Here is a 25459-nt window from a genome sequence, read left to right as displayed (position 1 = left end):
AGCACGGCATGCGTCTGCGTCGGCAATAAATCCAGCACTTGCCAAATTATCGAATCAAGCCATCCTGCCTGCCAACCTGTTACTCAGCCTTGTCGTAACAGGCATTCCAGAGGCGTTGATGCTTGCAAATCACACTTTAGAGGGATCAAGCAGCAGGGCGTGCTGGATATAGTCGGGACAGGGGACTTGGCAAGAGCGTAAAGATGCATTTTGTTTGGCGGCCCTCAGGGGGGCCGGTGAGTGTTGACAGCCAATCCATGGCTGAGTCGTTTCTGGAAGTTCCCACTGCCATAAAAATAAAAGCACATGGAGTCGCATCGATGACAACTGCAATCCCTTTCTGGCGCCGGGCGAAACTTCCTCTGGCTGTCAGTCTCGCTTCCTCGCTCGCCAGCCCCGCATTCGGCGTTACTTTCAATGTCGGTGAAATCGAAGGCAGCTTCGACTCATCCCTCTCGGTGGGTGCCAGTTGGTCTACCGCAAGTCCCAACAAGAACCTCATCGGCGCCAACAACGGCGGACGCGGTCTTTCCCAGACCTCCGATGACGGTCACTTGAACTTCAAGAAGGGCGAAACCTTCTCCAAGATCTTCAAGGGGATTCATGACCTTGAACTGAAGTACGGCGATACCGGCGTATTCGTGCGTGGCAAGTACTGGTATGACTTTGAACTCAAGGACGAAAGCCGCGAGTTCAAGGACATCAGCGACTCCAACCGCAAGGAAGGCGCCAAGTCTTCCGGCGTGCAATTGCTCGACGCATTCGTCTATCACAACTACGCCATTGGCGATCAGCCGGGCACTGTGCGTTTCGGTAAGCAGGTCATCAGTTGGGGTGAAAGTACTTTCATTCAGGGCGGGATCAACAGCGTCAACCCGGTCGATGTATCGGCGTTTCGTCGTCCCGGGGCCGAGATCAAGGAAGGCCTGATTCCGGTCAACATGTTCTATCTGTCGCAAAGCCTGACCGACAACCTGTCTGCGCAAGGTTTCTACCAGCTTGAGTGGGACCAGACAGTTGTGGATAACTGCGGCACCTTCTTCTCGCAGCCAGACGTGATTGCTGACGGTTGCGACAGCAATCTGGCGGTATTGCGTAGCCGTAGCGGGCTTAACGCTGTACCGGCGGTTGCCAATCTGTCGGCGAGTCAGCGGAATGGGCTCTTCAACGTCTTGGCGCAGCGAGGCGTCCTATTCGGTTCTCCCGATGAAGGTGCGATCGTACGTCGCGGCCCTGACCGGGATGCCCGTGACAGTGGCCAGTTTGGTTTTGCCGTGCATTACAACTTCGAGCCGCTGGACACCGAGTTCGGTGCTTACATGATGAATTATCACAGCCGCCTGCCTATCTTCAGCGGTCGTGGCGGGTCAGCTGCGTCGTTTAATCGTACTGCGCTGATTGGCTCGCTTGTGGGCAATGGCGTTCCAGCGGGGGCGCTTGCCGACCTTTTACCGACTGTGCTGCCACAGGTAGTGGCGGGCAACTCCAGCTACTACGTCGAATACCCTGAAGACATTCGCCTGTACGGCTTGAGCTTCTCTACCACGCTACCTACGGGTACTGCGTGGAGCGGTGAAATCAGCTACCGTCCAAACGCTCCAGTGCAGATCAACACCACTGACATTCTCTATTCGGGCATTTCCCCGATTAACCCGAGCGCTTCGCTACTCACCGGCCAAGCCGATACTGACCAGCCAGGTTATCGCCGCAAGGAAATCACCCAACTGCAAACCTCCTTCGTCCAGTTCTTCGATCAGGTGATGGGAGCTGAACGTCTGACCCTGGTGGGTGAAGTGGGCTGGACTCACGTGGGCGGCCTGGAAAGCACTTCAAAAATCCGCTATGGCCGCGATCCGGTCTACGGTCCAGGCCCGCTGCCAAACGGCCAATGTGCGGCCTTGAACAGCCTCACTCTCTCCGGTGCCGATCAGAACAACCTGACCCGTTATTGTGAAAACGACGGTTTCACCACCGCCAACTCCTGGGGTTATCGCACACGTGCCATCTGGGACTACAACAACGTATTCGCCGGTGTGAACCTCAAGCCAAGCGTGGCCTGGTCCCATGACGTCAAAGGCTACTCGCCTGGCCCAGGCGCCAACTTCGAGGAAGGTCGCAAGGCTGTCAGCCTCGGGCTGGATGCCGAGTACCAGAACACCTACACCGCCAGCCTTTCCTACACCAACTTCTTCGATGGGAAGTACACCACGGTCGATGACCGGGATTTCGTGGCACTCAGCTTTGGCATGAACTTCTAAGGACAAGGTTTCGGGATGACTATGAAAATGAAAATAACAAAGGGTCTGTTGCAAGCAGGTGCGCTGGGGTTGTCGTTGCTGGCAACCGGCGTCACGGCTGCGGTGTCTGAGTCCGAAGCGGCGAAGCTGGGGACCAGCCTGACGCCAATGGGAGCCGAGAAGGCAGGTAACGCCAATAACACCATCCCGGCCTGGAGCCCCATGCCGAAGAATGCGGGGGCTGTAGACAGCAAGGGTTTCCTGGCCAACCCGTATGCCAGTGAAAAACCGCTGTTCACCATCACGGCGCAGAACGTGGAGCAGTACAAGGACAAACTGGCACCGGGTCAATACGCGCTGTTCAAGCGTTACCCGGAAAGCTACAAGATCCCGGTTTACCCGACCCATCGTGGTGCTACCGTGCCTGATGACGTGTTTGCTGCCATCAAGAGAAACGCCACCAACACCAAGCTGGTGGGCGGCGGCAATGGCCTGGAAAACTTTGAAACCGCAATTCCCTTCCCGATCCCGTCCAGCGGTGTCGAGGTGATCTGGAACCACATCACCCGTTATCGCGGCGGCAGCGTGAAGCGATTCGTGACCCAGGCCACTCCGCAACCCAATGGTTCCTACAGCCTGGTGTACTTCTCTGACCAGTTCGTGTTCCGCGACAAGATGAAGGACTTCGATCCGAAGAATCCGGGCAACATCCTGTTCTACTTCAAGCAGGAAGTGACCGCGCCGGCGCGTCTGGCCGGTGGTGTGCTGCTGGTGCATGAAACCCTGGACCAAGTGAAGGAACCTCGTTCGGCCTGGCTCTACAACGCCGGTCAACGTCGCGTGCGCCGTGCTCCGCAGGTGTCCTATGACGGTCCGGGTACAGCCTCGGACGGTCTGCGGACTTCCGATAACCTGGACATGTACAACGGCGCGCCGGATCGCTACGACTGGAAACTGATCGGCAAGCAGGAAATGTACATCGCGTCCAACAGCCACAAGCTCGACGACACGACCCTCAAATACGCTGACATCATCAAGGCTGGCCATATCAATCAGGACCTGACCCGTTATGAACTGCGCCGTGTCTGGCATGTGACGGCAACTCTGAAAGAAGGCCAGCGTCACATCTACGCCAAGCGTGACTTCTTCATCGACGAAGACACCTGGCAGGCTGCGGTCATCGACCACTACGACGGTCGTGGTCAGCTGTGGCGCGTCGCCGAGGCTCATTCCGAGAACTACTACGACAAGCAGGTTCCGTGGTATGCCATTGAAACGCTGTACGACCTGCAGTCGGGCCGTTACGTGGCACTGGGCATGAAAAACGAAGAGAAGAGTGCGTATGTCTTCGGTTTCACCGCCGGCACCAGCGACTTCACGCCTAACGCCCTGCGTCAGGAAGGTGTACGTTGATCACACAAATCGGATGAACTGTCATGACGTGCAGATTGGGGTCTTTTGACGCTGTCTGCACGTAAACAGGCCGCTAAAAGTGCAAGCAGCCAAGTAGTTTCAATGACTTATAGCCAAAGCCCCTTGATTGGGGCTTTTTTATGCAGAGGTATTCGGCTCACAAATTGTAGGAATTTTGTTACGGACTTTTCGGTCGCTTCCTTCAAAAGGTTGGTGTTACCCGCTAGTCTCCGGACAGCTGCTATGGCGAAACAATACTCCAGAAGAGCTGGCCATGACTGATCTGTCCCGTATGCAAGGCATCGCAGGTAGCGCAACCTCCGCACTGGAAGGACGATTCTTTCGGCCTCCCTTGCCCGATGGTTATCTGCCTCGTTCCCGCTTGTGCGAACGTCTGACCGAAGGGTTGTCCGGGCGTCTGTTGCTGATCTGTGCGCCTGCCGGTTTCGGCAAGAGTTCGCTGGCCGTGGAGTTTTGCCAGAATCTGCCCGCCCAGTGGCAGAGCATATGGCTGGGGTTGAACCCTCGCGAAAGCGATCCTGGCCGTTTCCTTGAGCGGTTGCTGGCCGGGTTTCAGCAGTTCTTTCCACAATTGGGCGCGCAGGCCATGGGCTTGCTGAAAATGCGTCAACGCAATCAGCCCTTTGCCTTCGAGGAGTGGCTCGACGGCTTGCTGGATGAGCTGGCCATGCACCTGATGTTGAGCAAACCCTTGCTTCTGGTCCTGGATGATTACCATCTGGTGCAGGGCTCGGTGCTTGACCGTTGCGTACAGTTTTTCCTCAACCACTTGCCCACCGGGCTGGTGGTCATGGTCACCAGCCGCCAGCGTCCGAACTGGCATCTGGCGCGCCTGCGTCTGTCTCGACAATTACTTGAACTCAACGAAAGTGATTTGCGATTGACCGACGCCGAATCCCTGGCAGTGCTCGACCGACATAGCTGCTCACTGGACAGCGATGCACAGCGAAGCCTCATCCGGCGTAGCGAGGGCTGGGTGGCAGGTTTGCGCTTCTGGCTGCTGGCCGCGTCTGAAGCCGGCGATGACCATGCTTTGTCGCAGGCTCTGCGTGATGGCGAAGTCTTGATCAGTGAGTATCTGCTTGAAGAGGTCATTGACTGTCTTCCGGCAGATGTTCAGGCCTTTCTTTATGAAACCGCCTGCCTTGAACGCTTTTGCAGCGAGTTATGCGATGCCTCCCGAGAGGTTCACGACAGCGCCCAGATGCTGCGTTACCTGCAAGCGCATCAGGTGTTTCTGGTGCCGCTGGATGAGCAGGGGCGCTGGTTTCGCTATCACCATCTGTTCTCCGACCTGTTACGTGCCCGGCAGATTGCCGGCCCGCAACAGAATCGCCTGCATCTGAATGCCTGCCGCTGGTTCAACGAACAGGGCTTGCTGGACGAAGCCATTGAACAGGCGTTGCGTGCCGGGCATCTGGATGTCGCTGCCAATCTGGTGCAGAACCTTTCCGAAGAACAGCTTCTGGCCGAACAGAATGTCGGCATGCTGCTGCGCTGGCGAATGGACCTGCCAGACAGTCTGCTGACCAGCACGCCACGCTTGATTGTGCTGTACGCCTGGGCGCTGGGGCTGGCTTGTCAGCTCGATGCAGCCGAAGAACTGGCAGAAAATCTCAGCCGCTTTCTGCCAGCGCCGTCGGCCACTGCGCAGAAATCCATGCTTGCCCAGTGGCTGGCGCTCAGTGGCATCATTGCTCGTGGCCGCGGTGACAGCGACAAGACCCAGCGCTATTGCAGCGAGGCATTGCTCAGCCTGCCGGAAAAACGCTACGGCCAACGTCTGCTTTGCCTGTCCACTCTGGCCAACCTGGCAATAGCCAACAGCGATCTGTTGCGCGCCAGGGCTCTGAACCGTGATGCCCTTGAGCTGGCACAGCGAGTCGCCAATCCTCTGTTCGAGGCGCTGGCGCATTACGACCGGGCCAGAGTCCTGCAAGCCAGGGGCGAGATCCTTCGTGCTCTGGACGAGGTGCGTCAGGGGCAGCAACGGCTCAAAGGCTTACCCACATTGCGCCTTTATGCCGTGCGCGCACGCCTGACAATTTATGAAGGTTATCTTCTGACCCTGCGTATGCAGGCCGATGCAGGGCGTGCGCAATTGCTCGCCGGTCTGGTAGAGGCCCGTGCCTGTCGGGATATCAGCGTGCTGATCGGGCATTGTGTGATTGCCGGTCTGGAAGGGCGTGAAGGGCGTTTTGCCGAAGCCTTTGCCGAACTTGGCGAAGCCGAGCGCCTGATGCATATCTGGGATGTGCCGCCGATTTACTACCTGGCGATGATCACGCTGGTCAAATGTGAGCTGTGGCTGGTGCAAGGCCGTATCGATCTGGCCGAAGCCTGGCTGCTGCGTCTGACTCAGACCTACAGTGGCGGGCTGGCGACGGCGGCTCCGGAGTGTCATCCACAATTGCCGCAACAGGTGGAATTGCAGCGCGCCGTTCTGGAGCAGATTCGTGGCGATACCTGTGCATCCGCGCAACGTTTGCAGGAGCTGGAGCACCATGCGCAAACCATGGGCGCGCAGTTGCTGGGCTTGATCGCGCTCAACCAGCGCATCCGTCTGCTGCTGGACAGTGCCCGGCTGAGTGAGGCCGGTGAGCTTCTGAATCGCAGCCTGCTTGCGGCGCAGGGTGGTGCATTGCTGCCGTTCAAGGACCTGATCGACGGCCACCCACTGTGGCTTCGTGAACAACTGCTGCAAAGGCCTGCCTGCCTTGTGCGCGACTCCCTGCTGGAAAAGCTGCCTTTGTGCCTGGCTCCGCCGGTAACCGAGCAGACCCATGGCAACGACAGCTTGAGCGTACGTGAACTGGGAGTGCTGCAACTCATTGCCCAAGGCTGCTCGAATCAGGAAATCAGCGATCAGTTGTTCATCTCCCTGCACACCGTCAAAACCCACGCCAGCCATATCAACAGCAAGCTAGGTGTAGAGCGCCGAACCCAGGCGGTGGCGCGGGCGAAAGTGTTGGGGTTATTGGGGTGAACGGCCTTTAAATACCGACTCTTCATGCGTCGGTGTTTGAACTCTCGGCAAGCAGGGAATAACAGACTTACCCTGCCTTGCATCCCGCCCATAGTTGATCGATATCGTTCAACTCCCAGTCTTCGGCCCGTTCTATTTTAACGATAGCGTCCCGGTCATCCTTGTTTGCCAGGTCAATGATTTGCGGGGCGAATGTCTTTCGTGTTCGCGCCGACATGAACACTTTTACTTTGGGCAACAGTAATTGTTCATTCTGTTCGACTACAACTCCCAGGCGTCCGCTTTCCAGGCGCACAAGAGCACCAACGGGGTAAATGCCCACGGTCTTGACGAAACTCTGGAATACCACTTCATCGAAGTGGCCTTTCCATGAAGCCATTTCACGGATTGAATGCGCGGCGCCCCAGCCTTTTTTGTAAGGCCGGTCAGAGGTGACGGCATCATATACATCGCACACCGCGCCCATTCTGGCGAAGATGCTGATTTCATTGCCTTTCAAGCCATGTGGGTAGCCCGAGCCGTCGAACTTTTCGTGGTGATGCAGGCAGACATCCAGAACGATTGCATTGACCTGCTGGCTCTCCTCCAGAATCCTCAGGCCAGCCTCGGGATGGTGTTTCATGGCGGTGAACTCTTCCTGGGTCAACCGGCCGGGCTTATTGAGGATCTGCGGGTCAATCATCATTTTCCCGACATCATGCATCAACCCGGCCACACCGGCCTCGCGCACCTGCTCATCCTGCATGCCCATGCGCCTGGCAAGTGAAACCATCAAGGCGCATACCGCAACGGAATGCATGTAGGTGTACTCATCCGAGGTTTTCAGCCGGGACAGGCTGATAAGGGCATGAGGGTGGCGCAATATCGAATTGGATATTTCCTCCACGAGCAGCCCGACATCATCCACATTCATGGCCCGGCCCATCTTGGCTTCGCTGAACATGGTCATGACGGCATTCTTGGCCCTGCCGCAGATAAGCCGGGCACGCAGAAGTTCTTTCTCCATGCTGACAGGAGTGGTGTCATCTTCGGCGCTGGCTGGCGCGTCCGGATGACTGGCAGGAGATTTACCCCGGCGAGTATCGATCCAGACTTCCTCGGTGTCCGACTGCTGGATGCGCTTGAGGACTTCAATATCGTCAAGCACGACTTCGACCTGGTTTATCCAGAAAGGATCATTGACCCAAGGGCGGCAGAACTTGTGGATGTGCATGCCCAGTGAAAGCTCGGAAACAAGAATTTTTCTCAGCATGTTCAGCCACCGATATGTTTTTCGGTGGGATGAGAGAGAGCAGTCAATAGCAGTGGGCAAGTAACTGAAGGTATTAAGAAATTACAATGCATGAATTTATAATCGATGATCGGCATGACCTCACCTCTACTGGTTGTAAGGATCGTCCTGATCTCGTTGTGCCAGTATACGGGGCATTTCGTGAAAAAATCATGCGCATTTATATGGCGTCAATAAGCGGGTGATTATTTAATTATCAATAGAATCAGCCAATTGGGATTTTTTGTTTTCTGGCGTCAAAAACAGATCTTTAAAAAATAAGTTAAAGACGAAAATGTTGTTTTTTATACAGGCCTGTATCGCGATTTATATAATTGTTTTGTTATGCAATAACATTCTTTTCGAGGGGGTGGTGCGTTACAGCATGTCGTTTGGGCATTGTGCTGTTCTGCTACATTTGGAGCATTCAGGAGCCGCATCGAAAGGACCTGATCGGAGGCCGGACGGCCAGAAACGGTTCAGGTGGCGTTAAGGAATTTTTGACGGATGTCGTGCTCTAATCCGCTCATTAGCGTTCGTTAAATCAGGAGTTTCATCAATGTCTAGCTCGCGCCATTTGATTCTTGCCGCTCTTGCTGTGGCCATGCTGTCCGGATGTGCGTCGCCCAACCCTTACGACAGCAATCAGGGGCAGGCACAAAACTCGGGTGGCATGAACAAGACAGCCAAGTACGGTGGGCTGGGAGCATTGGCTGGTGCCCTGGCGGGTGCGGCAATCGATCACAACAACCGTGGCAAAGGCGCATTGATCGGCGCCGCAGTGGTGGGTGCCGCATCGGCAGGCTATGGCTATTACGCCGACAAGCAGGAAGCCGCGCTGAGGGCGAGCATGGCCAATACCGGCGTTGAAGTGCAGCGTCAGGGTGACCAGATCAAACTGATCATGCCGGGTAACATCACCTTCGCTACCGACTCTTCCTCCATCGCCAGCAGCTTTTACTCACCGCTCAATAACCTGGCGGGCTCACTCAAGCAGTACAGCCAGAGCAACATCGAGATCGTGGGTTACACCGACAGCACCGGCAGCCGCCAGCACAACATGGACCTGTCCTTGCAGCGTGCGCAAAGTGTCAGCACTTACCTGACGTCCCAGGGTGTGGATGCGACTCGTCTGTCGGTGCGCGGTGCAGGTCCTGACCAGCCGATTGCCAGCAACGCCGATGTCAACGGACGCGCCCAGAACCGTCGTGTCGAGGTCAACCTCAAGCCTATTCCAGGCCAGCAGTACGAGCAGTATCAACAGTAACCATTGTTCGCGAATGAATTCGCTCCCCCCGTAGGAGTGAATTCATTCGCGATGAAATCAGCTCAAGCCCTTGAGCCGATCCAGCAAGCGATCCTTCTCTTCCCACAATCCGTTGATCCACTGCTGGAACTCCAGCCGGTAGGCCTGATCCTGATCGTAGTTCTTGCCGATGAATTGAGGCGGAATCTTTATCTCTTCAAAGTGCGCTACCACTTCCTTCACGTTGCCACACAGCAGGTCCCAATAGCCCGGTTGCCCGCCTGGATAATGAATGGTGACGTTGATGATCGACTCAAGCTGTTCGCCCATGGCATCCAGTACGAATGCGAGCCCGCCGGCCTTGGGCTTGAGCAGGTTGCGAAACGGTGAGTTCTGTTCGGCGTGCTTGGCTTTGGTAAAGCGTGTGCCTTCGGCAAAGTTGAAAATGCCCACCGGGTTATGACGGAATTTGGCGCAGGTACGGCGAGTGGTTTCCAGGTCCTTGCCTTTCTTTTCCGGGTGTTTGGCCAGATATGCCTTGGAATAGCGTTTCATGAACGGAAAGCCCAGCGCCCACCAGGCCAGGCCAATCAACGGCACCCAGATCAGCTCCTGCTTGAGAAAGAACTTCAACGGGCGAATGCGTCGATTGAGTACGTACTGCAAGACCATGATGTCGACCCAGCTCTGATGATTGCTGGTGATCAGGTACGAGTGTTCATAGTCCAGCCCTTCAAGGCCGCTCAACTGCCAGCGAGTGTGGCCAAGCAGCCTGATCCAGGCATTGTTGCAACTGATCCAGGTTTCCTGAATATGAATCATCAGCCAGTCGGTCAGACGCTGGGCAGCCTTGAAGGGCAGGCATATCTTGAAAAACGTGACCACGAACAGCACTGCGCAGCAGGCAATGGTGTTGAGCGCCAACAACAGCGAGGCGATGAAGCCGCGCAATGGGGCAGGCAAGGAATCCATGACGGATAGTGACTCCAGAGGGTAATGGGATGCGGTACAGACTGCACCCTGGCAGTCTGCACAGATGGCATCGGTATGTGTATCAGGAAAGTGTGTCTGCCTGAATGGCGGTCAGGGCGATGGTGTAGACGATGTCGTCGACTTGCGCGCCACGTGGCAGATCGTTCACCGGTTTGCGCAGTCCTTGCAGCATCGGGCCCAGGCTCACGCAGTCGGCGCTACGCTGTACCGCCTTGTACGTGGTGTTGCCGGTGTTCAGGTCCGGGAACACGAATACCGTTGCACGCCCGGCCACCTGGCTGTCCGGTGCCAGTTGGCGAGCGACGTCCTCGTTGGCGGCGGCATCATACTGCAACGGGCCATCGATCAGCAGGCCGCGCTGGGTTTCACGGGCCAGCAGGGTGGCTTCGCGAACTTTTTCCACTTCCTCGCCACTGGCGGAATTGCCGCTGGAATAACTGATCATCGCCACCCGTGGCGCGATACCGAATGCGACGGCGGAGTCGGCACTTTGCAGGGCAATTTCGGCCAGCTCGCTGGCACTTGGATGCGGGTTCATGATGCAGTCGCCGTACACCAGTACCTGCTCGGGAAACAGCATGAAGAACACCGATGAAACCAGGGTGCAGCCGGGGGCGGTCTTGATCAGTTGCAGCGCCGGGCGAATGGTATTGGCGGTGGAGTGAATGACACCCGATACCAGCCCGTCGACCTCATCCAGCGCCAGCATCACAGTGCCGATCACCACGGGATCTTCCAGTTGCTGCTCGGCCATGGGAGCGTTGAGGCTTTTGTTCTTGCGCAACTCGACCATCGGCGCGACATAGCGTTCGCGAATCAGGTCAGGGTCCAGAATCTCCAGTCCCGGCGGCAATTCGATACCTTGAGCCTGAGCAATCGCCTGAACCTCTTCGGGCTTGGCCAGCAGGACGCACCGTGCAATGCCGCGTGCCTGACAGATCGCCGCCGCCTGAATGGTCAATGGCTCGTTGCCTTCGGGCAGGACGATGCGCTTGTTGGCGGCCTGGGCGCGCTGGATCAACTGATAACGGAACACGGCAGGCGAAAGGCGCAGCTCCCGTGGCGTACCGCAGCGCTGATGCAGCCAGGCGGCATCCAGGTGACCGGCGACAAAGTCAGTGATGATTTCCGCTCGCTCGCGGTCATCGATGGGGATTTCCTTGTTCAACTGATTCAGGCGCGTGGCGGTGTCATAAGAGCCGCTGCTCACCGACAGCACCGGCAAACCGGCCTGTAGCGCGCCTCGGCACAGTTCCATGATGCGCGGGTCGGGCACGGTGTCGCTGGTCAGCAACAGGCCAGCCAGCGGCACGCCATTCATGGCCGCCAGACTGACTGCCAGGATGATGTCGTCACGGTCGCCCGGCGTCACGACCAGAACGCCTGGCTTGAGCAATGGCACGGTGTTGAGCACGGTTCGGGCGCAGATGATGATTTTCGACATGCGCCGTTGCTCGTAGTCCCCGGCATTGAGCACCTGCGCGCCGAGCAGTTCGGCGACATCGCGGGTGCGCGGGGCATTGAGTTCGGCCTGGAATGGAATACAACCCAACAGGCGGAAATCGCCACTGCGCAGTAGCGGAGAGTGCTCTTTCAGGCGAGCGGCGAAGACTTCCATGCTCTCTTCGGTACGCACCTTGTTGAGGATCACGCCCAGCACTTTCGGGTCTTTCGGCCCTCCGAACAGTTGGGCCTGCAATTCGACCCGGCCCGACAGCTCGGTGAGCACTTCGTTTTCCGGGGCCGATACCAGAATCACTTCGGCATCCAGGCTCTTGGCCAGATGCAGGTTGACCCGTGCGGCATAGCTGGCGTTACGGGTGGGCACCATGCCTTCGACAATCAGCACATCCTTGCCCACGGCAGCTTGCTGGTAAAGGCTGATGATTTCTTCCAGCAGCTCATCCAGTTGGCCATCACCCAGCATGCGCTCCACATGCGCCAGGCCTAGAGGCTGTGGTGGTTTGAGGCCGTGGGTGCGGGCCACCAGTTCGGTCGAGCGTTCAGGGCCGAGATCGCCCGGATGGGGTTGTGCGATCGGCTTGAAGAAGCCGACCTTCAGGCCCGCACGCTCAAGGGTGCGAACCAGACCCAGGCTGATGGATGTCAAACCCACGCCAAAATCTGTGGGGGAAATGAAAAAAGTCTGCATACCGGCTTCTCTATTGAGCAGTGCAATGGCCGAGGCGAAATGGACAGCCATTCGACCAGAAAAAAATCAGGGAGCCGTCTAACGCGACTCCTCGGTGCCAAGACTATCGTTATCTGATGACTTCGCACACCAGCCACAGTGAAAGCCCTGACCTATTTTTTGTTGGCGCTGCGCCGCGTCCATTACCCAGGCACGCGATTGCCATGGCGGTTGATGGCGAAGGTGTTGCGTATGCCCGCAGGACAACACTGCGACCCAGTGGCCGTCTTCATCCTGTCGAAAATCAATAACCGTTGAGTTTTCCAATCGGGGCCGTCTGTCAGAGTTGCGTTCGCTTTCGTGCGATTGCTTGGTTAAACTTGCCCGTTCTTCAATCTTAAGCAAAAGGTCCTGTCCCATGCCGATCGCCGCTAACAAGGCTGTCTCTATTGACTATACCCTGACCAACGACGCTGGTGAGGTCATCGACAGCTCTGCCGGCGGTGCTCCGCTGGTCTACCTGCATGGCGCCGGCAACATCATTCCGGGCCTGGAAAAGGCACTGGTCGGCAAAGACGTCGGTGACGAGCTGAAAGTCGCCATCGAGCCTGAAGATGCCTACGGTGAATACTCTGCCGAACTGGTCAGCACCCTGAACCGCAGCATGTTCGAAGGTGTCGATGAACTTGAAGTCGGCATGCAGTTCCACGCTTCGGGCCCTGACGGCAGCATGCAGATCGTGACCATTCGCGACCTGGATGGCGACGATGTCACCGTTGATGGCAACCACCCGCTGGCGGGGCAGCGCCTGAATTTCGAAGTCAAGATCGTGAGCATCCGTGATGCCAGCCAAGAAGAACTGGCTCATGGCCACATTCATGGCGAAGGCGGTCATCAGCACTGATTTGTGCTGCTAAGCTCAGGTAACTGACAAGGGCGCTCTGGCTGTTCTGCGATGACGACTTTCGTTACGCGGTCTGCCACGGCGCCTTTTTGGTTCGCTCGGGCTTCAGGGGGGAGGATTTCATGAGTGCTTTTCACGACATCACACTGAAGGCGCTGAACGGGCAGGAACTGCCTCTGGCGCCTTTGAAGAACAAAGTGGTTCTGGTCGTCAATGTGGCCTCCAAGTGTGGGCTTACACCACAATATGCGGCGCTTGAAAGCCTTTATCAGCTGTACAAGGACAAAGGCTTCAGCATTCTGGGCCTGCCGTGCAATCAGTTTGCCGGACAGGAACCTGGCTCCGAGCAGGACATTCAGGCCTTCTGCGAACTCAATTACGGCGTGACCTTTGCGCTGGGCGAGAAGCTGGAAGTCAACGGGGCGCAACGTCACCCGCTGTACCGTCTGCTGGCTGGCGAGGGGGCCGAGTTTCCTGGCGATATCACCTGGAACTTCGAGAAGTTTCTGGTCGGTCGCAATGGTGGCGTGATTGCCCGTTTTTCACCACGCATGGCGCCGGATGATCCTGCCGTTATTCAGGCAATCGAAAAGGCTCTGGCCTGACGTCATCGTACTGCGTTTGCCCGGCATTCAGCCCGAAATGGATTTGACGGTCTGGCCTTTGGCCTGTGCATCGTTGGCCGGGCAAGCGCTGAACAACTGCTGCTCGAACTGATCGATGATCGCCGTCCAGCCCTGACGACTTGCATGCTTGCGAGCATTCAGACGTACCCTGCGCAGGGCTTCACTGTCCTCTATCAGCCAGTGTGCGGCATCAATGAACGCTTCCTCATCACCGGGCATGGCCAGCGCGCCATTGTGACCGTGACGAATATGCTGCCCGGCAGCCGCCTCGTCGTAGGCGACCACACCAAGCCCTGATGCCAGCGCCTCAAGCACGACATTACCGAATGTCTCGGTCAGGCTTGGAAAAAGAAACAGATCGCCGGATGCGTAGTGCGCTGCCAGCGCCTCGCCGCGCTGCGCCCCGCAGAAAATCGCATCGGGTATCTGCTGTTCCAGAGTGGCACGTTGCGGCCCGTCTCCGACCACAATCAGTTTCAGGGTGCGCCGCGGATAGCTCTCTTTCAGTGTCTCGAAGCACGTCTTGAGCAAGCCGAGGTTCTTTTCCGGTGCCAGCCTGCCGACATGCAGGATGGCGGTATCACCCACCTGCAACCCCCAACTTTCGCGAAGCGCCTGCGAGCGTCTGGAAGGATGAAACAACTGGCTGTCCACGCCGCGAGACAACAACTCGATCCGCTCGAAACCACGCCGCTCCAGCTCCATCTTCTGGCTGATACTGGGGACAAGCGTCATGCGCGAGCGATTGTGGAACCAGCGCAGATAGTGGGTCAGCAAGCGGGTGATGAACCCCATGCCGTATTGCTGCGTGTATTGCGGGAAATTGGTATGAAAGCCACTGATCACCGCAATTCCCAACCGCCTTGCCGCTCGCAATGCAGAAAGCCCCAGCGGCCCTTCGGTGGCGATATACAACACGTCCGGGCGCCGCCGCTGCCAACGGCGCAACAGCTTGTGCATCGAAGACTGGCCCCATTGCAAACCCGGATAACCCGGTATCGGCCATCCCCGGCACAGCATCAGATCGTCGGCCGCAGTAAAACCTGCCTCATCACTCTGGCGAGGCCGAATCAGCTCGACCTGATGCCCGCGCAAACGCAACCCGTCACACAGCCGCCCCAACGTATTGGCGACGCCATTGATCTCGGGAGTGAAGGTTTCAGTGATAAGAGTGACATGCAGGATTTTGCTCATGAGGGCAGTCTCGGCTTGTTGCATGTCGGTTATGTGGCTGTTGGGTGATGGATTTGTGACGGGGGAGTTTGAAGGTTAAAGAAAGTCGGCTGTATGAGGTCTCCTTTTAAGAGCAAATAGGAGATTTCAACAAAGGTAAAGTTTGTTTTTTATAGGTACTACATTGTGCGGAGTTTTGATCTGGCAAAGGCGTAGGTTTTTTCTGTAAGTGTTCAATGTATTTGATTGAGTGTTGAAGTCGAGTGCTTTCTGAATAACGTCAGGCTATCGAGTTTCAAGTTCGATAGGCGAAGGCGGTAAGCCGGGTATACCGGTGATGCCTTCTTGATGTGAAAAATAAGGAAGCATGAAATGAAATTTGACTATAAAAAGTTGAAGTGGATTCGCTCGGCCTTGGGAATTGTGCTGGCGCTTTCAGGGTATGTAGAAATGGCCATGGCTGGTAGCTATCAGTCCTCGGTGAATTTACCAACGGTTCATTCACGAGGGTATCTTTATACTGCCAATATTCCATTGCGCGGAGCCCCGCCAGAAGGTGCGTGGATCAAGAATGTCAGTTGGAACTGGAATGTGACGGGATGGCCGCGAGGGTTGGAGGTTAAATTGTGTCAGGTCAATAACTGCATTGATATTTCTCGTATGCGTGTCGGCTCTACCCAGGTTTTTAGAGGTCAGCTTGCCAATAGAGGTTTTTATTATTCAATCAAGGTGAGTGGTGCAGGCCCTGTGCCTGTCGCCGGGCAATTTGGCCGCATTACAGTAGATTGGTAATCACTATCCCCCTCTCAATCTGAGAGGGGGATGGCTTGCTACCAGTGGGCCATGTCTTTGAACTTCTGAGGAAGGCTGTCATTGAAATCCAAGATTTTCTCCAGGATTTTCGCAGGTGGTGTACCTTTAAAAAGCTCTGTTTCGTAAAGTTCTCCGCGAAGCTTTTGCACTGAAGACATCGTTTTTGCAAAATACAATCTTGTTTCGTCAGTGACTATCTGGCCGGTTGTGGTATAGCGGATGATTGGGTAGTCAGTAACATCAAATAACTCAAATACCAACGAGTTATAAGCGTACTCATATGCCATTTTTGCTGCTTGAGTCGGGTCCTTGCCGGCCTCGTCAAGGAGTTCAGACCGGAATGTTGATCCCCTGGGATACGTGTCTCTTTTTCCTTGACTGACTATCGAACCCTCGCTCTGAGTCGCATCCAACACTTGCTTGAATGACATCCCTTCTTCAGTTTGCGCAGTAGCCGTGGCTTTTGATCGCGGGCCCAAGCAGGTGACATTGGGAAATGGCGAATCGGTATGAGTTTGCATTTTCCGACTCCGCTCAGGTTAAACAGCATCGTGCTTGAGTTGACGGCTCTGCTGGCTAGCCACTCTTTCCAGAGCCGCAGGCCTGGGCTCGAAGTCTTTGTCGTTGACGGCGGACTTCCTTTGTTCCGGGCTCATGTTCTGCAGGAAGTAAGTGGATCGTGGTTGCACCAGACGGGTCAGCGTTGCGGCTGAGGGAATGATTGCCGTGCCGGGGCCTTGTGCCGCTTTTTTAACGTCACTGAAAACCTGGGCAAAACGGCTTGAGCGCGGTTCTGGCATTTTTTCCAGCGCGGCAGGTTTGTAAGCGGTTTGTGTTGCGGCAGTTTTTGTTTTGACTTCCATGGTGTTGCCTCCTGTGGGTTTATTGCAGGAGAGCAAAGAGGGTGCCAGTTTTTATAATTTGTTTTTGACGGTGGGCGATGCTTAGTGTTTAAAGGGTTTTAATAAGTGTCCTACATAAAGATCCTACAGCTTGTTTTATATTGATATCACGGCAAGGTTTTTCCCATGGCGGTAATGTATTGCCAGTGGTTTTTTTAGTTGTTTTATAGGGGGGGTTAAAGCGTGTTCTTTTCATTGCGTAGGATATTTCTTTTTATAGGTTTCAGAAGCGCATCCATGCGCTCCTGTAAAAATCAGCGTTCTCTCACCCAGAACAACGTCGCCCCAGCCACTGCCGCTGGCATCATCAGGATATTGAGCATCGGTACCAGCAACGCCAGATAAACGATGCCGCCGAAGCTCAGGCTTTGCCAGCGCTTGCTTTTCAGCCAGTCGAGCATTTCGTTCCAGCCCAGCTTGTGGTTGTCCGCCGGGTAGTCGATGTACTGGATAGCCATCATCCAGATCCCGAAGAGCAGCCAGAGCGGGGCGGCGATCAGGTTGACCACCGGGATGAAGGACAGAATGAACAGCCCGAGCATGCGCGGCAGCATGTAGCCCAGCTTGCGAGCCTCGCGGGCCAGTGTGCGGGGGATCATGGCCGCCAGTTCGGCCCAACTGAAGTCAGGTGATTCATCCTTGCCGCGAATCACGGCTTCGACTTTCTCGGACAGGAAGCCATTGAACGGGGCGGCGATGATGTTGGCTATCATGGTGAAGGTGAAAAACACCATAAACAGCACCAGTGCCACGAACAGCGGCCAGAGGATGTAGTTCAGAAAGCTCAGCCAGTGCGGCAAGGTCGGCATGAAAGCATCGACCCAGATGCCGAACTGATGCAGGGCCAGATAGATCAGGCCACAGAACAGCACCAGGTTGATGCTCAGCGGCAGCAGGACAAACAGGCGCAGGCCAGGGCTGAGGACCAGTTTCAGGCCTTCTTTCAGGTATTGCGGGCCTGTGAGGGCAGGGGCGGGCATGGCAGCCTCCGAAAAATGGAAAACGCTCGACCTTACCGACTTTGCCGGGCGCTTGAAAGAGCTGTCAGCGGCTCATTGAGCGGTATCGGCATGGCCGTTGTGCATAGAAGTGGACTATGAGGTGGATTGTGAATCGATATTTCCTTACCCTTCTTCACCCCGATAGGCTCTGCATCACTTTCTTGACCTATCCTTTGCAACTCTTGATGGAGTCATCAATGAGGGTGCTGGTAGAAAAGGCATGACGGCTGGCCCTCAGGGCGTTGCCGATTACCAGACCTCGTCGAACATCTAGAGCGCGTAATGTGTTGCTGCGGCAGGGGCTCGCAGTTTCAGAACTTTCAGGATTGCCGAGCTACAGAGCACTTCCCCAAGTGTATCGGCAGTCCTTTTTTATCCAGCCGTTCCGACCGCGGCAAACCGGTCGGTCGATAGGAGTGTGTCATGTCCGACGTACGTCATTCCCGAGTGATTATTCTCGGCTCCGGCCCTGCCGGTTACAGCGCTGCGGTCTATGCCGCACGTGCCAACCTCAAGCCTTTGCTGATCACCGGCATGCAGGCTGGTGGTCAATTGACCACTACCACTGAAGTCGATAACTGGCCGGGCGACCCCCATGGCCTGACCGGTCCAGCATTGATGGAGCGTATGCGTGAGCATGCCGAGCGTTTTGAAACCGAGATCGTGTTCGACCACATCAATTCCGTGGATCTGGCTGGCAAGCCATTCAGCCTCACTGGCGACAGAGCGGTCTACACCTGCGATGCTCTGATCATCGCCACTGGCGCCAGCGCTCGTTACCTGGGCTTGCCGTCGGAAGAAGCGTTCATGGGCAAGGGCGTTTCCGCTTGCGCCACCTGCGATGGTTTCTTCTATCGCAACCGTGAAGTGGCTGTGGTCGGTGGTGGTAACACTGCTGTGGAAGAGGCGCTGTATCTGGCCAATATCGCCAGCAAGGTAACTCTGGTTCACCGTCGCGAGACTTTCCGTGCCGAGAAGATCCTGATCGACAAACTTCACGCTCGTGTGGCCGAAGGCAAGATCGAACTCAAGCTGAACGCAACCCTGGATGAAGTGCTGGGCGACAACATGGGCGTGACCGGTGCTCGCCTGAAGAACAACGACGGCACCAGTGACGAGCTGAAAGTCGACGGTGTGTTCATCGCGATCGGCCATACCCCGAACACTTCGCTGTTTGAAGGTCAACTGGCCTTGAAAGACGGCTACATGGTTGTGCAGGGTGGTCGTGAAGGCAATGCCACTGCGACCAGCGTGGAAGGTGTGTTTGCAGCGGGCGATGTGGCTGACCACGTTTACCGTCAGGCCATCACCTCTGCCGGCGCGGGCTGCATGGCTGCACTGGATGTCGAGCGTTACCTGGACGGTCTGGCGAACGCTTCGTTCTGATCTGCCCCGTAGGAGCGGATTTATCCGCGAAAATCTTCGCGAATGAATTCGCTCCTACGGCGTTATCAACCCTTGCGCTTCAAGGGCTCACCTTCAAACTTCACACCGGCCAGGCCGTGGGCGATCAATGCCCTGATATTGCCGTGGTCGTTGCCTTCTGGCGTGGCTTGTACCGAGCGGTAGTGCTCGCCGAAAGCCAGCAGGGTTTCATCGTCGCTCAAACCTTCCAGCAGGGCCAGGCCCAGTGTCTTGCACGAGCCTTCGTTCTGGCCGGCTGCGTTTTCGACGCTGCCGTTCTTGAACGCTTGAGGCTGATAGTCATAGCCCGCCGCAATGAATGCCAGGGTATCGGCAAAGGCGTGTTCGCCGCTCTTGAGGCTGGTACGCAGGGTGTTCAGATCAGTCATGCTTGGTTTCCTTGGCAAACGCCGCTTTCTGTTCGGCGCTGGCTTCTTTCTGGTATTGGGCTTTCCACTCGTTGTACGGCATGCCGTAAACCACTTCGCGTGCCTCATCGAGGCTGACATCGATCTGTTTCTCGTCGGCAGCGGCCTTGTACCACTTGGACAGGCAGTTGCGGCAGAAACCGGAGAGGTTCATCAGGTCGATATTCTGGACGTCCTTGCGGCTGTCCAGGTGCGCGACCAGACGGCGGAAGGCGGCGGCTTCAAGTTCGAGGCGTTGTTGCTCGGTCATGATGGGCTCTGTTGGCTAGGGGGCAAGGGGAGGCAATGAGTCATTCACCGGATCTCCCTTTCTTCAAGTGTCGACCTCCATTGATGACGACACTGCTTCCTGTGGTGTATCGGGCTTCCAGCAAATAGAAGACGGCTTCGATCAAGGGCTCTGCGCCAGGCTCGAATTGCAGCAGCGCTTTTTTCAGCGTCTGGCGTCGATATTCCTCATCGCTGTCCGGTTTGAGGATCAGCAGCCCCGGCAAGATCGCGTTTACACGAATGTCCGGAGCATATTTCTCGGCGAACGACAGCACCATGTTTTGCAGGGCGGCCTTTGTGGCGGCATAGGCAATATGGCTTTTGCTGCCACGAGACGAGGTGTCATCGCATATGTGGATGATGTCGGTTTTTTCCGGGCTGGCCAGTAATTGGCCCAATGCCAGGTTCAGATGGTAAGGCGCTTCGACGTGGAGCTTGAACATGGTGTTCAGGTTTTCCAGGCTATCGTCCAGCCACAACGAGGCGTTGTGGATGATTGCGCGCAGGCCATCGTAGTTCGAGTTGATGTAGTCGATCAGCGCCAGACGATCCTGCTCCACTCCCAGATCGGCTTGAAACTGCACGATATCGGGATGAGGCGAGGTTTCTTTCAAGGTGCGGCTGACGCTGATGACGCTATAGCCTGCCTGTGCCAACCGTATGGCAAGTTCCAGGCCGACTCGTTGGCTGGCGCCGGTTACAAGGATCGTTTTATTCATGCGGTGCAGTTGGCTTCAAGGTTTTTCGAGCATAAAACCTGCCCGACTCAAAGGCCCAAGCATAACTGAAGTTATGCCAAGAGTGCGGGCAAGCTCTTGAAACCCGAGTTTTACACAACGCTATCTCAATTGCTGCCAACCGATTTACCTGTCGCTTCAGGCGCGGAAGGTATCTTGTTCAGCCAACTGGCCAGCAGGTGGGTAGACAGTGGAATGAACCAGTAAACCATCAGCGGCGTAAGAATCAGGGTGCTGATCATGATGCGTGGCGCCAGTTCCAGATGACTGAGCAACGGCCCCAGCAGGAAATTGAAGATCAGCGAGACGGGGAAGAAGGCCAGCCAGATGGCCACGGCCTGTTTCCAGCGCGGAGGGCGTTGGTTAGCCGTACCGAACCAGCCATCGATTCCGCTGACACGGCGCTCCGAAGGCTGGGCAAAAAGCCCGCTTCCACGCACCAACCATGAGCGTCGAGAGGCTGAGTGCTCCCATGCGTGCATGGTTTCGGCATCGGCGAAGCGGAAAATGATCTGAAATTCATCGTCCCCGGGAGGCGGCGCGAGGACACCGGAGCCCAGATAGCCGGGAAAATCGGTAGCAAGTTGTTCGCCTTCATGCAGCCAGGTCATGAGTTCCTGGTAACGGCCATGGGCAACGCGGCGTGCAACCATCAAGGTGACGGGATGGGTAGACATTGTGTATCTCCGATAGACGAGTGAGATTCCCGGGTAGGGAAGTCACATGACACGGCTCCGGGGTGGTGGGGCTGTGTCAGCTTCGTTTGAAAACAAGCAAGGATTGTTCCTGAAAACGCTGTAGGAAGCTATCTGAGGTTATCGGTGCATGGTGGGGTGCAGGCGTTGATGCTGCTTGTGCAGGTATCGAAGCAAACGCTCCGCGTCTTCCTTGTTGTCCTGATTCAGTCGATAAGCCCCCATGCCGTTTTCAGTCACGCGCTCCAGCGTTCCCTTTATCGGAATCGGGGCGTTTCCAAGTGGATTGAACCAGGCGCTGAACTGCTTGGGCAATTTTCTCTGCTTGCGGTACTCAAGCAAGACACCCTTGAAAGACACCTCATGAATCCAGAGTGAGGTCAGCGAGCCCTTTTCGGTTTCCAGTGCAAGTGGCTCCGCGAGGATAAGGCGCCATGGACGGACCCGCGGACCTTCTTCATAGATGCTGGGTGTGCCGAGTTCCAGATGCAAGGCATGAAACTCATCCTCGACCAGATGCAGAGGGAAGTTCATTTGCTGATCTTCAAACTGGGCGTGGAGCGTCACCTGCTCATGGGCCGCCAGACGTGTCAGCAGATTCTGGATCTGCACGCCGCCGTTCACCATCAGGCTGCGCGTACTGTCACGTACGTTGAGCCTTGGGTTGTGCTGCATGCTCTGGATGAAATCCAGCTCAGCCTGCGTGAGGATGGAATCGGGCTGCATGATGAACTCGTACGGACCGGTAGACGATGAGGAGAAAGACCGTTAATTCCTTGTTCTGTTCTGACCGTTCGTCATTTTTTTCAAAATCTTTCCGGGAAATTTTGCGTGAGCCCCGGGAATAGGCTACGGCGGCAAAATGCAATCTCAGTAGGCGGATCGATAAGGCATAATGTCCGACTCTTTTACTCTGCCACAGGATTTGTCATGAGAGTCGCTATCATTTCCGGCTCGGTCTATGGATCGGCCGAAGAGGTTGCCCGTCATGCAGGCGCGATTCTGCGCGATGCGGGCCATGAACCCTTGCACAACTCGCGCATCACACTGGCCGAGTTACAGGCTTTCGAGCCTCAGGCCTTGCTGGCCGTGACCTCAACGACTGGCATGGGTGAACTGCCCGACAATATCCTGCCCATCTACTCACAGCTCCGTGACAGTCTGCCTGCCTTCCTGAGAGGCCTGCCCGCCGGTGTGATTGGCCTGGGCGATGCCAGCTATGGCGATACTTTCTGTGGCGGCGGCGAACAGATACGCGAGTTGTTCGCCGAACTGGGCGCAGTTGAAGTGCAGGAAATGCTGCGTCTGGATGCGAGCGAAAGCGTTACGCCGGAAAGCGATGCCGAGCCCTGGCTGGCGGAGTTCATCAAGCATCTGGGGTAAGACCCTTATATTGAATTGGCGCGGGAATGTTCATGCATTTCAGCGCCTTTTAAGTGCAAGAAAGGCTTTTTCTTTTTGATATGTAAGATATATGTATTACATATGTAGGACGCGGATGGATTTTTATCCGGCTATCAATTGATATTCCCCAGCTCCGATATTCAAAGAGTGCCCACTCGATGAATAAGGAGTATCAAATGCCAAAGTCTATTGTTGGCAACCTGCCACAGTTTTCTATAAAAGCACCTCCCAAGAAAGAAGCCCCCAAGATAAACGCGCCCCAGGTCAGCCAGATCCTGAGCGAGGCCAGCAGCACGAACTTTGGTGCCATCAGCCTGCTGGTGATGGAAAAAAGAGGCATGAAGCCGCTTTTCAAGGGCTTCAATCCCGAGCAGATCACGCCCAAGGAACTGACGAGGGCGGGTATGAGGCTTTATAACGGCGGGTTGATCGATAATCACACGGCAGAGCTCTTGAGCCGTACCGGGGACGAGTTCGACAAGAAGGGCAAAGTTGTAAACCCGGACAAGCAAATAAATGCTCTGGAGTTTTTTGCCGAACGAATTGCCGAGATGAAAAGCAAGGCCTTGATGGGCGACCCTTATGCACAGATTCTGCTGCCCGATTACGTCAAGGCCATCCATGTCATGCAGAACCTGTACACCTTTGCTACCACCGGCACGAGCATGGAGGTGATGAAAATCAAGGAAGCAGAGAAACTCGGAAGGCCTCCCTTGATTCCGAGGCCTGACAAGTAAAAATATCAGGCCCTGCCGTCAATGAAATGCACTGTTGGGCGGTAGTTGACTCAGCCTCTCCATCACTTTGAGGCGTTGTACGGGATCGTTACTCAGCAGCAGTGCATGCTCCAGGTCGAAGCGTTCGGCCTGCGGGCATTCAAGGGTCTGATACAGGCCGGCGCGAGCCAGGTGGTCGTGGCTGGTTGCATGGCCCAGTTCGACTATCCGGTCGGCATCCTTGAGTGCGGCAATGAAGTTGTCATTGACCAGATGCAAATGGCGCAAGTTACGTGACATGCGCTGCAACATATCCAGGGGGGTGGCACGGGCCATGTGCTCGACCCGCAGTTGCATGTCCGGCCCGAATTGGCGCACCAGCAGTTCACGGCAATCCTTGGGATAAAGCCGGCGCCCGCTGCAAGGGTCCAGCAGGTGATCGGCACCCGGCACGCGCAGCAGAAAATGCCCGGGGAAATTGACGCCCTCCAGCGTGATGTTCAGGCGCCTGGCCAGTTCCATCGCAATCAGTGCAATACCCAGTGGCTGGCCCTGACGGCGTTGCACGATCTTGTGCAGCAGGGCCGATTCCGGCTTGGGAGGGTTCCAGTCGTCCTGCTTGAACCCAAGGCTGTTGAGCTGCCGCAACAAGGGCTGCGCCAGTTCCGACTCAGGCAGGACCGGCAGCGCTGCACTGAGCTGGCGCTGCAACTGGTTGATCTCTTCTGTCGCCAGATGAGGCAAGAACTGTGGCTCATGCTCGGCCGAAATCCATAACGCGGCCTCGAACACTGAGGGTGGTGTGCGTTGCAGGCACGCCATGCAATTTTGTCGTGGAGTCATTGGCCACTCCGTGTGGGCTCGTTCGTCTGAAACACTCACAACCATGCCTTTTTTAACCCTGGCTGCGGCTTTCGTCCAGCGGTGCTTGCATATGCCTGAATGGTCAGTTGCTTTCCCCGGTAGCGCCTATACTCGCTTTATTAACAAGAACCGGGGAGCACTATTAAATGTTTGCTCTCATGCAACGGTCACGTACCGAAGCTCTTCATCTGGTCTGCGACCCGCAGACAGGTCTCAAGGCTGTCATCGCGATTCATAGCAGCCGCCTGGGGCCAGCTCTGGGTGGATGTCGTTATATGACCTATCCAGATGAAGAGAGCGCCATCGAAGATGCTATCCAGTTGGCAAGAAGCATGAGCTACAAAGCGGTTCTCGCCGGCTTGCCTCTGGGGGGTGGGAAAGCGGTGATCATGCGGCCTCCACACCTCTACAGTCGTGCTGCTGTCTTTGAATCCTTTGGCCGCTTCATTGAAACCCTGGATGGTCGTTACATCACGGCTGTGGACAGCGGCACTTCCAGCGAAGATATGGACTGCATTGCCCTGCATACCCGCCATGTCACCAGCACCAGTGAATCCGGGGACCCTTCACCCTATACCGCCATGGGCGTCTTCGCAGGTATTCGCACCACGGCCATGGCGCGTCTGGGCAGCGATAATCTCGAAGGTTTGCGCGTTGCGATTCAGGGGCTGGGTCATGTGGGCTACGCCCTGGCTGAAATGCTTCATGCGGCAGGTGCCGATCTGTTGGTCAGCGATCTGGACAGCGGCAAGGTGCAACTGGCGATGGAGCAGTTCGGTGCTCACCCTGTCGCGTGCGAGGCTCTGATGAGCACGCCTTGCGACATCCTGGCGCCTTGTGCTCTGGGCAGCGCCTTGAACTGCCAGAGTGTGCCGCAACTGCGTTGCGCTGCCGTGGCCGGTGCCGCCAATAACCAGTTGAGCAGTCTGCAGGTCGCGGAGCAGCTTGAAGCACGCGGTATTCTTTATGCGCCGGACTATGTCATCAACTCCGGCGGGCTCATTTATGTAGCACTCAAACACAAAGGAGAAAATCAGAACGCTATCACCGCGCATCTTTTACGAATCGGACTACGATTGACGGAGGTGTATGCCCATTCTCAGGCCGAAAAGCGCTCACCCGCGTGTATCGCCGATGAATTGGCAGAACGCCTGTTGAATGTCGAATGACGGCCCACCATCCCGGTGCCTTTCGACCTGATCTTCGCAGCCAAAAGCCGCGAGTC

At 56.1% G+C, this 25459-nt stretch carries 24 protein-coding genes and 1 pseudogene; 11 read left to right on the top strand and 14 right to left on the bottom strand.

Annotated features, from left to right (window positions below):
- Window positions 1–320 precede the first annotated feature (320 nt).
- From JL015_RS22755 to JL015_RS22745, 3 genes are all read left to right on the top strand, one after another.
- Complete coding sequence (locus JL015_RS22755; protein WP_201020034.1) at window positions 321–2258, top strand: DUF1302 domain-containing protein; 1938 nt, start codon at window positions 321–323, stop codon at window positions 2256–2258.
- A gap of 27 nt (window positions 2259–2285) precedes the next feature.
- A complete protein-coding gene (locus tag JL015_RS22750; RefSeq protein WP_201020033.1) occupies window positions 2286–3650 on the top strand; it encodes a DUF1329 domain-containing protein in 1365 nt (454 codons plus the stop codon).
- A 274-nt stretch (window positions 3651–3924) separates the two neighbouring features.
- The gene (locus tag JL015_RS22745) at window positions 3925–6657 is read left to right on the top strand and encodes a LuxR C-terminal-related transcriptional regulator (RefSeq protein ID WP_201020032.1); all 2733 of its coding nucleotides are present in this window, start codon (window positions 3925–3927) and stop codon (window positions 6655–6657) included.
- A 67-nt stretch (window positions 6658–6724) separates the two neighbouring features.
- Here the strand turns inward: JL015_RS22745 and JL015_RS22740 are convergent, their stop codons facing one another.
- The gene (locus JL015_RS22740) at window positions 6725–7909 is read right to left on the bottom strand and encodes an HD-GYP domain-containing protein (protein WP_201020031.1); all 1185 of its coding nucleotides are present in this window, start codon (window positions 7907–7909) and stop codon (window positions 6725–6727) included.
- A 577-nt stretch (window positions 7910–8486) separates the two neighbouring features.
- Between JL015_RS22740 and JL015_RS22735 the strand changes: the two genes are divergently transcribed.
- Window positions 8487–9194: an OmpA family protein gene (locus JL015_RS22735; protein WP_201020030.1), complete on the top strand. Its 708-nt coding sequence runs from the start codon at window positions 8487–8489 to the stop codon at window positions 9192–9194.
- Window positions 9195–9251: 57 nt separating this feature from the next.
- On the opposite strand, the gene JL015_RS22730 is transcribed toward JL015_RS22735, so the two are convergent.
- The 3 genes from JL015_RS22730 to JL015_RS22720 all read right to left on the bottom strand — a co-directional run bounded on the left by JL015_RS22730 (window position 9252) and on the right by JL015_RS22720 (window position 12702).
- A complete protein-coding gene (locus tag JL015_RS22730; protein WP_201020029.1) occupies window positions 9252–10145 on the bottom strand; it encodes an acyltransferase in 894 nt (297 codons plus the stop codon).
- A gap of 82 nt (window positions 10146–10227) precedes the next feature.
- A complete protein-coding gene (gene pta, locus JL015_RS22725) occupies window positions 10228–12318 on the bottom strand; it encodes a phosphate acetyltransferase (RefSeq protein WP_201006569.1) in 2091 nt (696 codons plus the stop codon).
- 78 nt (window positions 12319–12396) lie between these two features.
- Window positions 12397–12702 carry a DUF3565 domain-containing protein gene (locus tag JL015_RS22720; RefSeq protein ID WP_201006606.1) on the bottom strand — a complete coding sequence of 102 codons (306 nt, stop codon included), beginning with the start codon at window positions 12700–12702 and terminating at the stop codon, window positions 12397–12399.
- Between the two features lie 13 nt (window positions 12703–12715).
- On the opposite strand from JL015_RS22720, the gene JL015_RS22715 reads away from it, so the two are divergent.
- Window positions 12716–13201, top strand: a complete 486-nt coding sequence (locus JL015_RS22715; protein ID WP_201006570.1) for an FKBP-type peptidyl-prolyl cis-trans isomerase — start codon at window positions 12716–12718, stop codon at window positions 13199–13201.
- 122 nt (window positions 13202–13323) lie between these two features.
- Window positions 13324–13806: a glutathione peroxidase gene (locus JL015_RS22710; protein WP_201006571.1), complete on the top strand. Its 483-nt coding sequence runs from the start codon at window positions 13324–13326 to the stop codon at window positions 13804–13806.
- 27 nt (window positions 13807–13833) lie between these two features.
- Here JL015_RS22710 and JL015_RS22705 read toward each other — a convergent pair whose 3' ends face one another.
- Complete coding sequence (locus JL015_RS22705; protein WP_201020028.1) at window positions 13834–15021, bottom strand: glycosyltransferase family 4 protein; 1188 nt, start codon at window positions 15019–15021, stop codon at window positions 13834–13836.
- A 351-nt stretch (window positions 15022–15372) separates the two neighbouring features.
- On the opposite strand from JL015_RS22705, the gene JL015_RS22700 reads away from it, so the two are divergent.
- Window positions 15373–15792 (top strand): flagellar protein FlhE, encoded by a 420-nt coding sequence (locus tag JL015_RS22700; protein ID WP_236250261.1) that lies wholly within the window; start codon window positions 15373–15375, stop codon window positions 15790–15792.
- A 38-nt stretch (window positions 15793–15830) separates the two neighbouring features.
- Here JL015_RS22700 and JL015_RS27785 read toward each other — a convergent pair whose 3' ends face one another.
- The 3 genes and pseudogenes from JL015_RS27785 to cysZ form a co-directional block, all read right to left on the bottom strand.
- The gene (locus JL015_RS27785) at window positions 15831–16334 is read right to left on the bottom strand and encodes a hypothetical protein (RefSeq protein ID WP_236250260.1); all 504 of its coding nucleotides are present in this window, start codon (window positions 16332–16334) and stop codon (window positions 15831–15833) included.
- A gap of 18 nt (window positions 16335–16352) precedes the next feature.
- Window positions 16353–16676, bottom strand: a complete 324-nt coding sequence (locus JL015_RS22690; RefSeq protein ID WP_201020027.1) for a hypothetical protein — start codon at window positions 16674–16676, stop codon at window positions 16353–16355.
- Window positions 16677–16969: 293 nt separating this feature from the next.
- A pseudogene (gene cysZ / locus JL015_RS22685) lies at window positions 16970–17738 on the bottom strand (sulfate transporter CysZ); the annotation flags it as partial.
- A 401-nt stretch (window positions 17739–18139) separates the two neighbouring features.
- Here cysZ and trxB point away from each other — a divergent pair.
- The gene (gene trxB, locus JL015_RS22680; RefSeq protein ID WP_201020025.1) at window positions 18140–19102 is read left to right on the top strand and encodes a thioredoxin-disulfide reductase; all 963 of its coding nucleotides are present in this window, start codon (window positions 18140–18142) and stop codon (window positions 19100–19102) included.
- Between the two features lie 65 nt (window positions 19103–19167).
- Here the strand turns inward: trxB and JL015_RS22675 are convergent, their stop codons facing one another.
- The 5 genes from JL015_RS22675 to JL015_RS22655 form a co-directional block, all read right to left on the bottom strand.
- A complete protein-coding gene (locus tag JL015_RS22675) occupies window positions 19168–19509 on the bottom strand; it encodes a HopJ type III effector protein (protein WP_201020024.1) in 342 nt (113 codons plus the stop codon).
- Window positions 19502–19798: a DUF1244 domain-containing protein gene (locus JL015_RS22670; RefSeq protein ID WP_025258657.1), complete on the bottom strand. Its 297-nt coding sequence runs from the start codon at window positions 19796–19798 to the stop codon at window positions 19502–19504. The genes JL015_RS22675 and JL015_RS22670 overlap by 8 nt, the downstream gene beginning before the upstream one ends.
- 40 nt (window positions 19799–19838) lie before the next feature.
- Window positions 19839–20537, bottom strand: a complete 699-nt coding sequence (gene folM / locus JL015_RS22665; protein ID WP_201020023.1) for a dihydromonapterin reductase — start codon at window positions 20535–20537, stop codon at window positions 19839–19841.
- A 125-nt stretch (window positions 20538–20662) separates the two neighbouring features.
- On the bottom strand, window positions 20663–21232 hold the full coding sequence (locus JL015_RS22660) for an antibiotic biosynthesis monooxygenase (protein ID WP_201020022.1): 570 nt from the start codon (window positions 21230–21232) through the stop codon (window positions 20663–20665).
- Between the two features lie 138 nt (window positions 21233–21370).
- Window positions 21371–21976 carry a hypothetical protein gene (locus JL015_RS22655; protein WP_201020021.1) on the bottom strand — a complete coding sequence of 202 codons (606 nt, stop codon included), beginning with the start codon at window positions 21974–21976 and terminating at the stop codon, window positions 21371–21373.
- A gap of 204 nt (window positions 21977–22180) precedes the next feature.
- On the opposite strand from JL015_RS22655, the gene JL015_RS22650 reads away from it, so the two are divergent.
- Together JL015_RS22650 and JL015_RS22645 are read left to right on the top strand one after the other, a co-directional pair.
- Complete coding sequence (locus JL015_RS22650) at window positions 22181–22633, top strand: flavodoxin (RefSeq protein WP_201006592.1); 453 nt, start codon at window positions 22181–22183, stop codon at window positions 22631–22633.
- Between the two features lie 197 nt (window positions 22634–22830).
- Window positions 22831–23391: a hypothetical protein gene (locus JL015_RS22645; RefSeq protein ID WP_201020020.1), complete on the top strand. Its 561-nt coding sequence runs from the start codon at window positions 22831–22833 to the stop codon at window positions 23389–23391.
- An 18-nt stretch (window positions 23392–23409) separates the two neighbouring features.
- Here the strand turns inward: JL015_RS22645 and JL015_RS22640 are convergent, their stop codons facing one another.
- A complete protein-coding gene (locus tag JL015_RS22640; protein ID WP_201020019.1) occupies window positions 23410–24213 on the bottom strand; it encodes a SirB1 family protein in 804 nt (267 codons plus the stop codon).
- A 167-nt stretch (window positions 24214–24380) separates the two neighbouring features.
- Here JL015_RS22640 and JL015_RS22635 point away from each other — a divergent pair, with 167 nt between their 5' ends.
- Window positions 24381–25403 (top strand): Leu/Phe/Val dehydrogenase, encoded by a 1023-nt coding sequence (locus tag JL015_RS22635; RefSeq protein WP_201020018.1) that lies wholly within the window; start codon window positions 24381–24383, stop codon window positions 25401–25403.
- Window positions 25404–25459 lie beyond the last annotated feature (56 nt).

This window comes from Pseudomonas cichorii (genome assembly GCF_015471405.1).
Taxonomy (GTDB): Bacteria; Pseudomonadota; Gammaproteobacteria; order Pseudomonadales; family Pseudomonadaceae; genus Aquipseudomonas; species Aquipseudomonas serbiensis.
Note: the sequence above shows the minus strand (reverse complement) of the source record. Positions and strands in the feature narration are given on the sequence as shown.

Coding starts and splice junctions, on each gene's coding strand:
- JL015_RS22755 (WP_201020034.1), top strand. CDS start 321: ATGACAACTGCAATCCCTTTCTGGCGCCGGGCGAAACTTCCTCTGGCT.
- JL015_RS22750 (WP_201020033.1), top strand. CDS start 2,286: ATGAAAATAACAAAGGGTCTGTTGCAAGCAGGTGCGCTGGGGTTGTCG.
- JL015_RS22745 (WP_201020032.1), top strand. CDS start 3,925: ATGACTGATCTGTCCCGTATGCAAGGCATCGCAGGTAGCGCAACCTCC.
- JL015_RS22740 (WP_201020031.1), bottom strand. CDS start 7,909: ATGCTGAGAAAAATTCTTGTTTCCGAGCTTTCACTGGGCATGCACATC.
- JL015_RS22735 (WP_201020030.1), top strand. CDS start 8,487: ATGTCTAGCTCGCGCCATTTGATTCTTGCCGCTCTTGCTGTGGCCATG.
- JL015_RS22730 (WP_201020029.1), bottom strand. CDS start 10,145: ATGGATTCCTTGCCTGCCCCATTGCGCGGCTTCATCGCCTCGCTGTTG.
- pta (WP_201006569.1), bottom strand. CDS start 12,318: ATGCAGACTTTTTTCATTTCCCCCACAGATTTTGGCGTGGGTTTGACA.
- JL015_RS22715 (WP_201006570.1), top strand. CDS start 12,716: ATGCCGATCGCCGCTAACAAGGCTGTCTCTATTGACTATACCCTGACC.
- JL015_RS22710 (WP_201006571.1), top strand. CDS start 13,324: ATGAGTGCTTTTCACGACATCACACTGAAGGCGCTGAACGGGCAGGAA.
- JL015_RS22705 (WP_201020028.1), bottom strand. CDS start 15,021: ATGAGCAAAATCCTGCATGTCACTCTTATCACTGAAACCTTCACTCCC.
- JL015_RS22700 (WP_236250261.1), top strand. CDS start 15,373: ATGAAATTTGACTATAAAAAGTTGAAGTGGATTCGCTCGGCCTTGGGA.
- JL015_RS27785 (WP_236250260.1), bottom strand. CDS start 16,334: ATGCAAACTCATACCGATTCGCCATTTCCCAATGTCACCTGCTTGGGC.
- JL015_RS22690 (WP_201020027.1), bottom strand. CDS start 16,676: ATGGAAGTCAAAACAAAAACTGCCGCAACACAAACCGCTTACAAACCT.
- trxB (WP_201020025.1), top strand. CDS start 18,140: ATGTCCGACGTACGTCATTCCCGAGTGATTATTCTCGGCTCCGGCCCT.
- JL015_RS22675 (WP_201020024.1), bottom strand. CDS start 19,509: ATGACTGATCTGAACACCCTGCGTACCAGCCTCAAGAGCGGCGAACAC.
- JL015_RS22670 (WP_025258657.1), bottom strand. CDS start 19,798: ATGACCGAGCAACAACGCCTCGAACTTGAAGCCGCCGCCTTCCGCCGT.
- folM (WP_201020023.1), bottom strand. CDS start 20,537: ATGAATAAAACGATCCTTGTAACCGGCGCCAGCCAACGAGTCGGCCTG.
- JL015_RS22660 (WP_201020022.1), bottom strand. CDS start 21,232: ATGTCTACCCATCCCGTCACCTTGATGGTTGCACGCCGCGTTGCCCAT.
- JL015_RS22655 (WP_201020021.1), bottom strand. CDS start 21,976: ATGCAGCCCGATTCCATCCTCACGCAGGCTGAGCTGGATTTCATCCAG.
- JL015_RS22650 (WP_201006592.1), top strand. CDS start 22,181: ATGAGAGTCGCTATCATTTCCGGCTCGGTCTATGGATCGGCCGAAGAG.
- JL015_RS22645 (WP_201020020.1), top strand. CDS start 22,831: ATGCCAAAGTCTATTGTTGGCAACCTGCCACAGTTTTCTATAAAAGCA.
- JL015_RS22640 (WP_201020019.1), bottom strand. CDS start 24,213: ATGACTCCACGACAAAATTGCATGGCGTGCCTGCAACGCACACCACCC.
- JL015_RS22635 (WP_201020018.1), top strand. CDS start 24,381: ATGTTTGCTCTCATGCAACGGTCACGTACCGAAGCTCTTCATCTGGTC.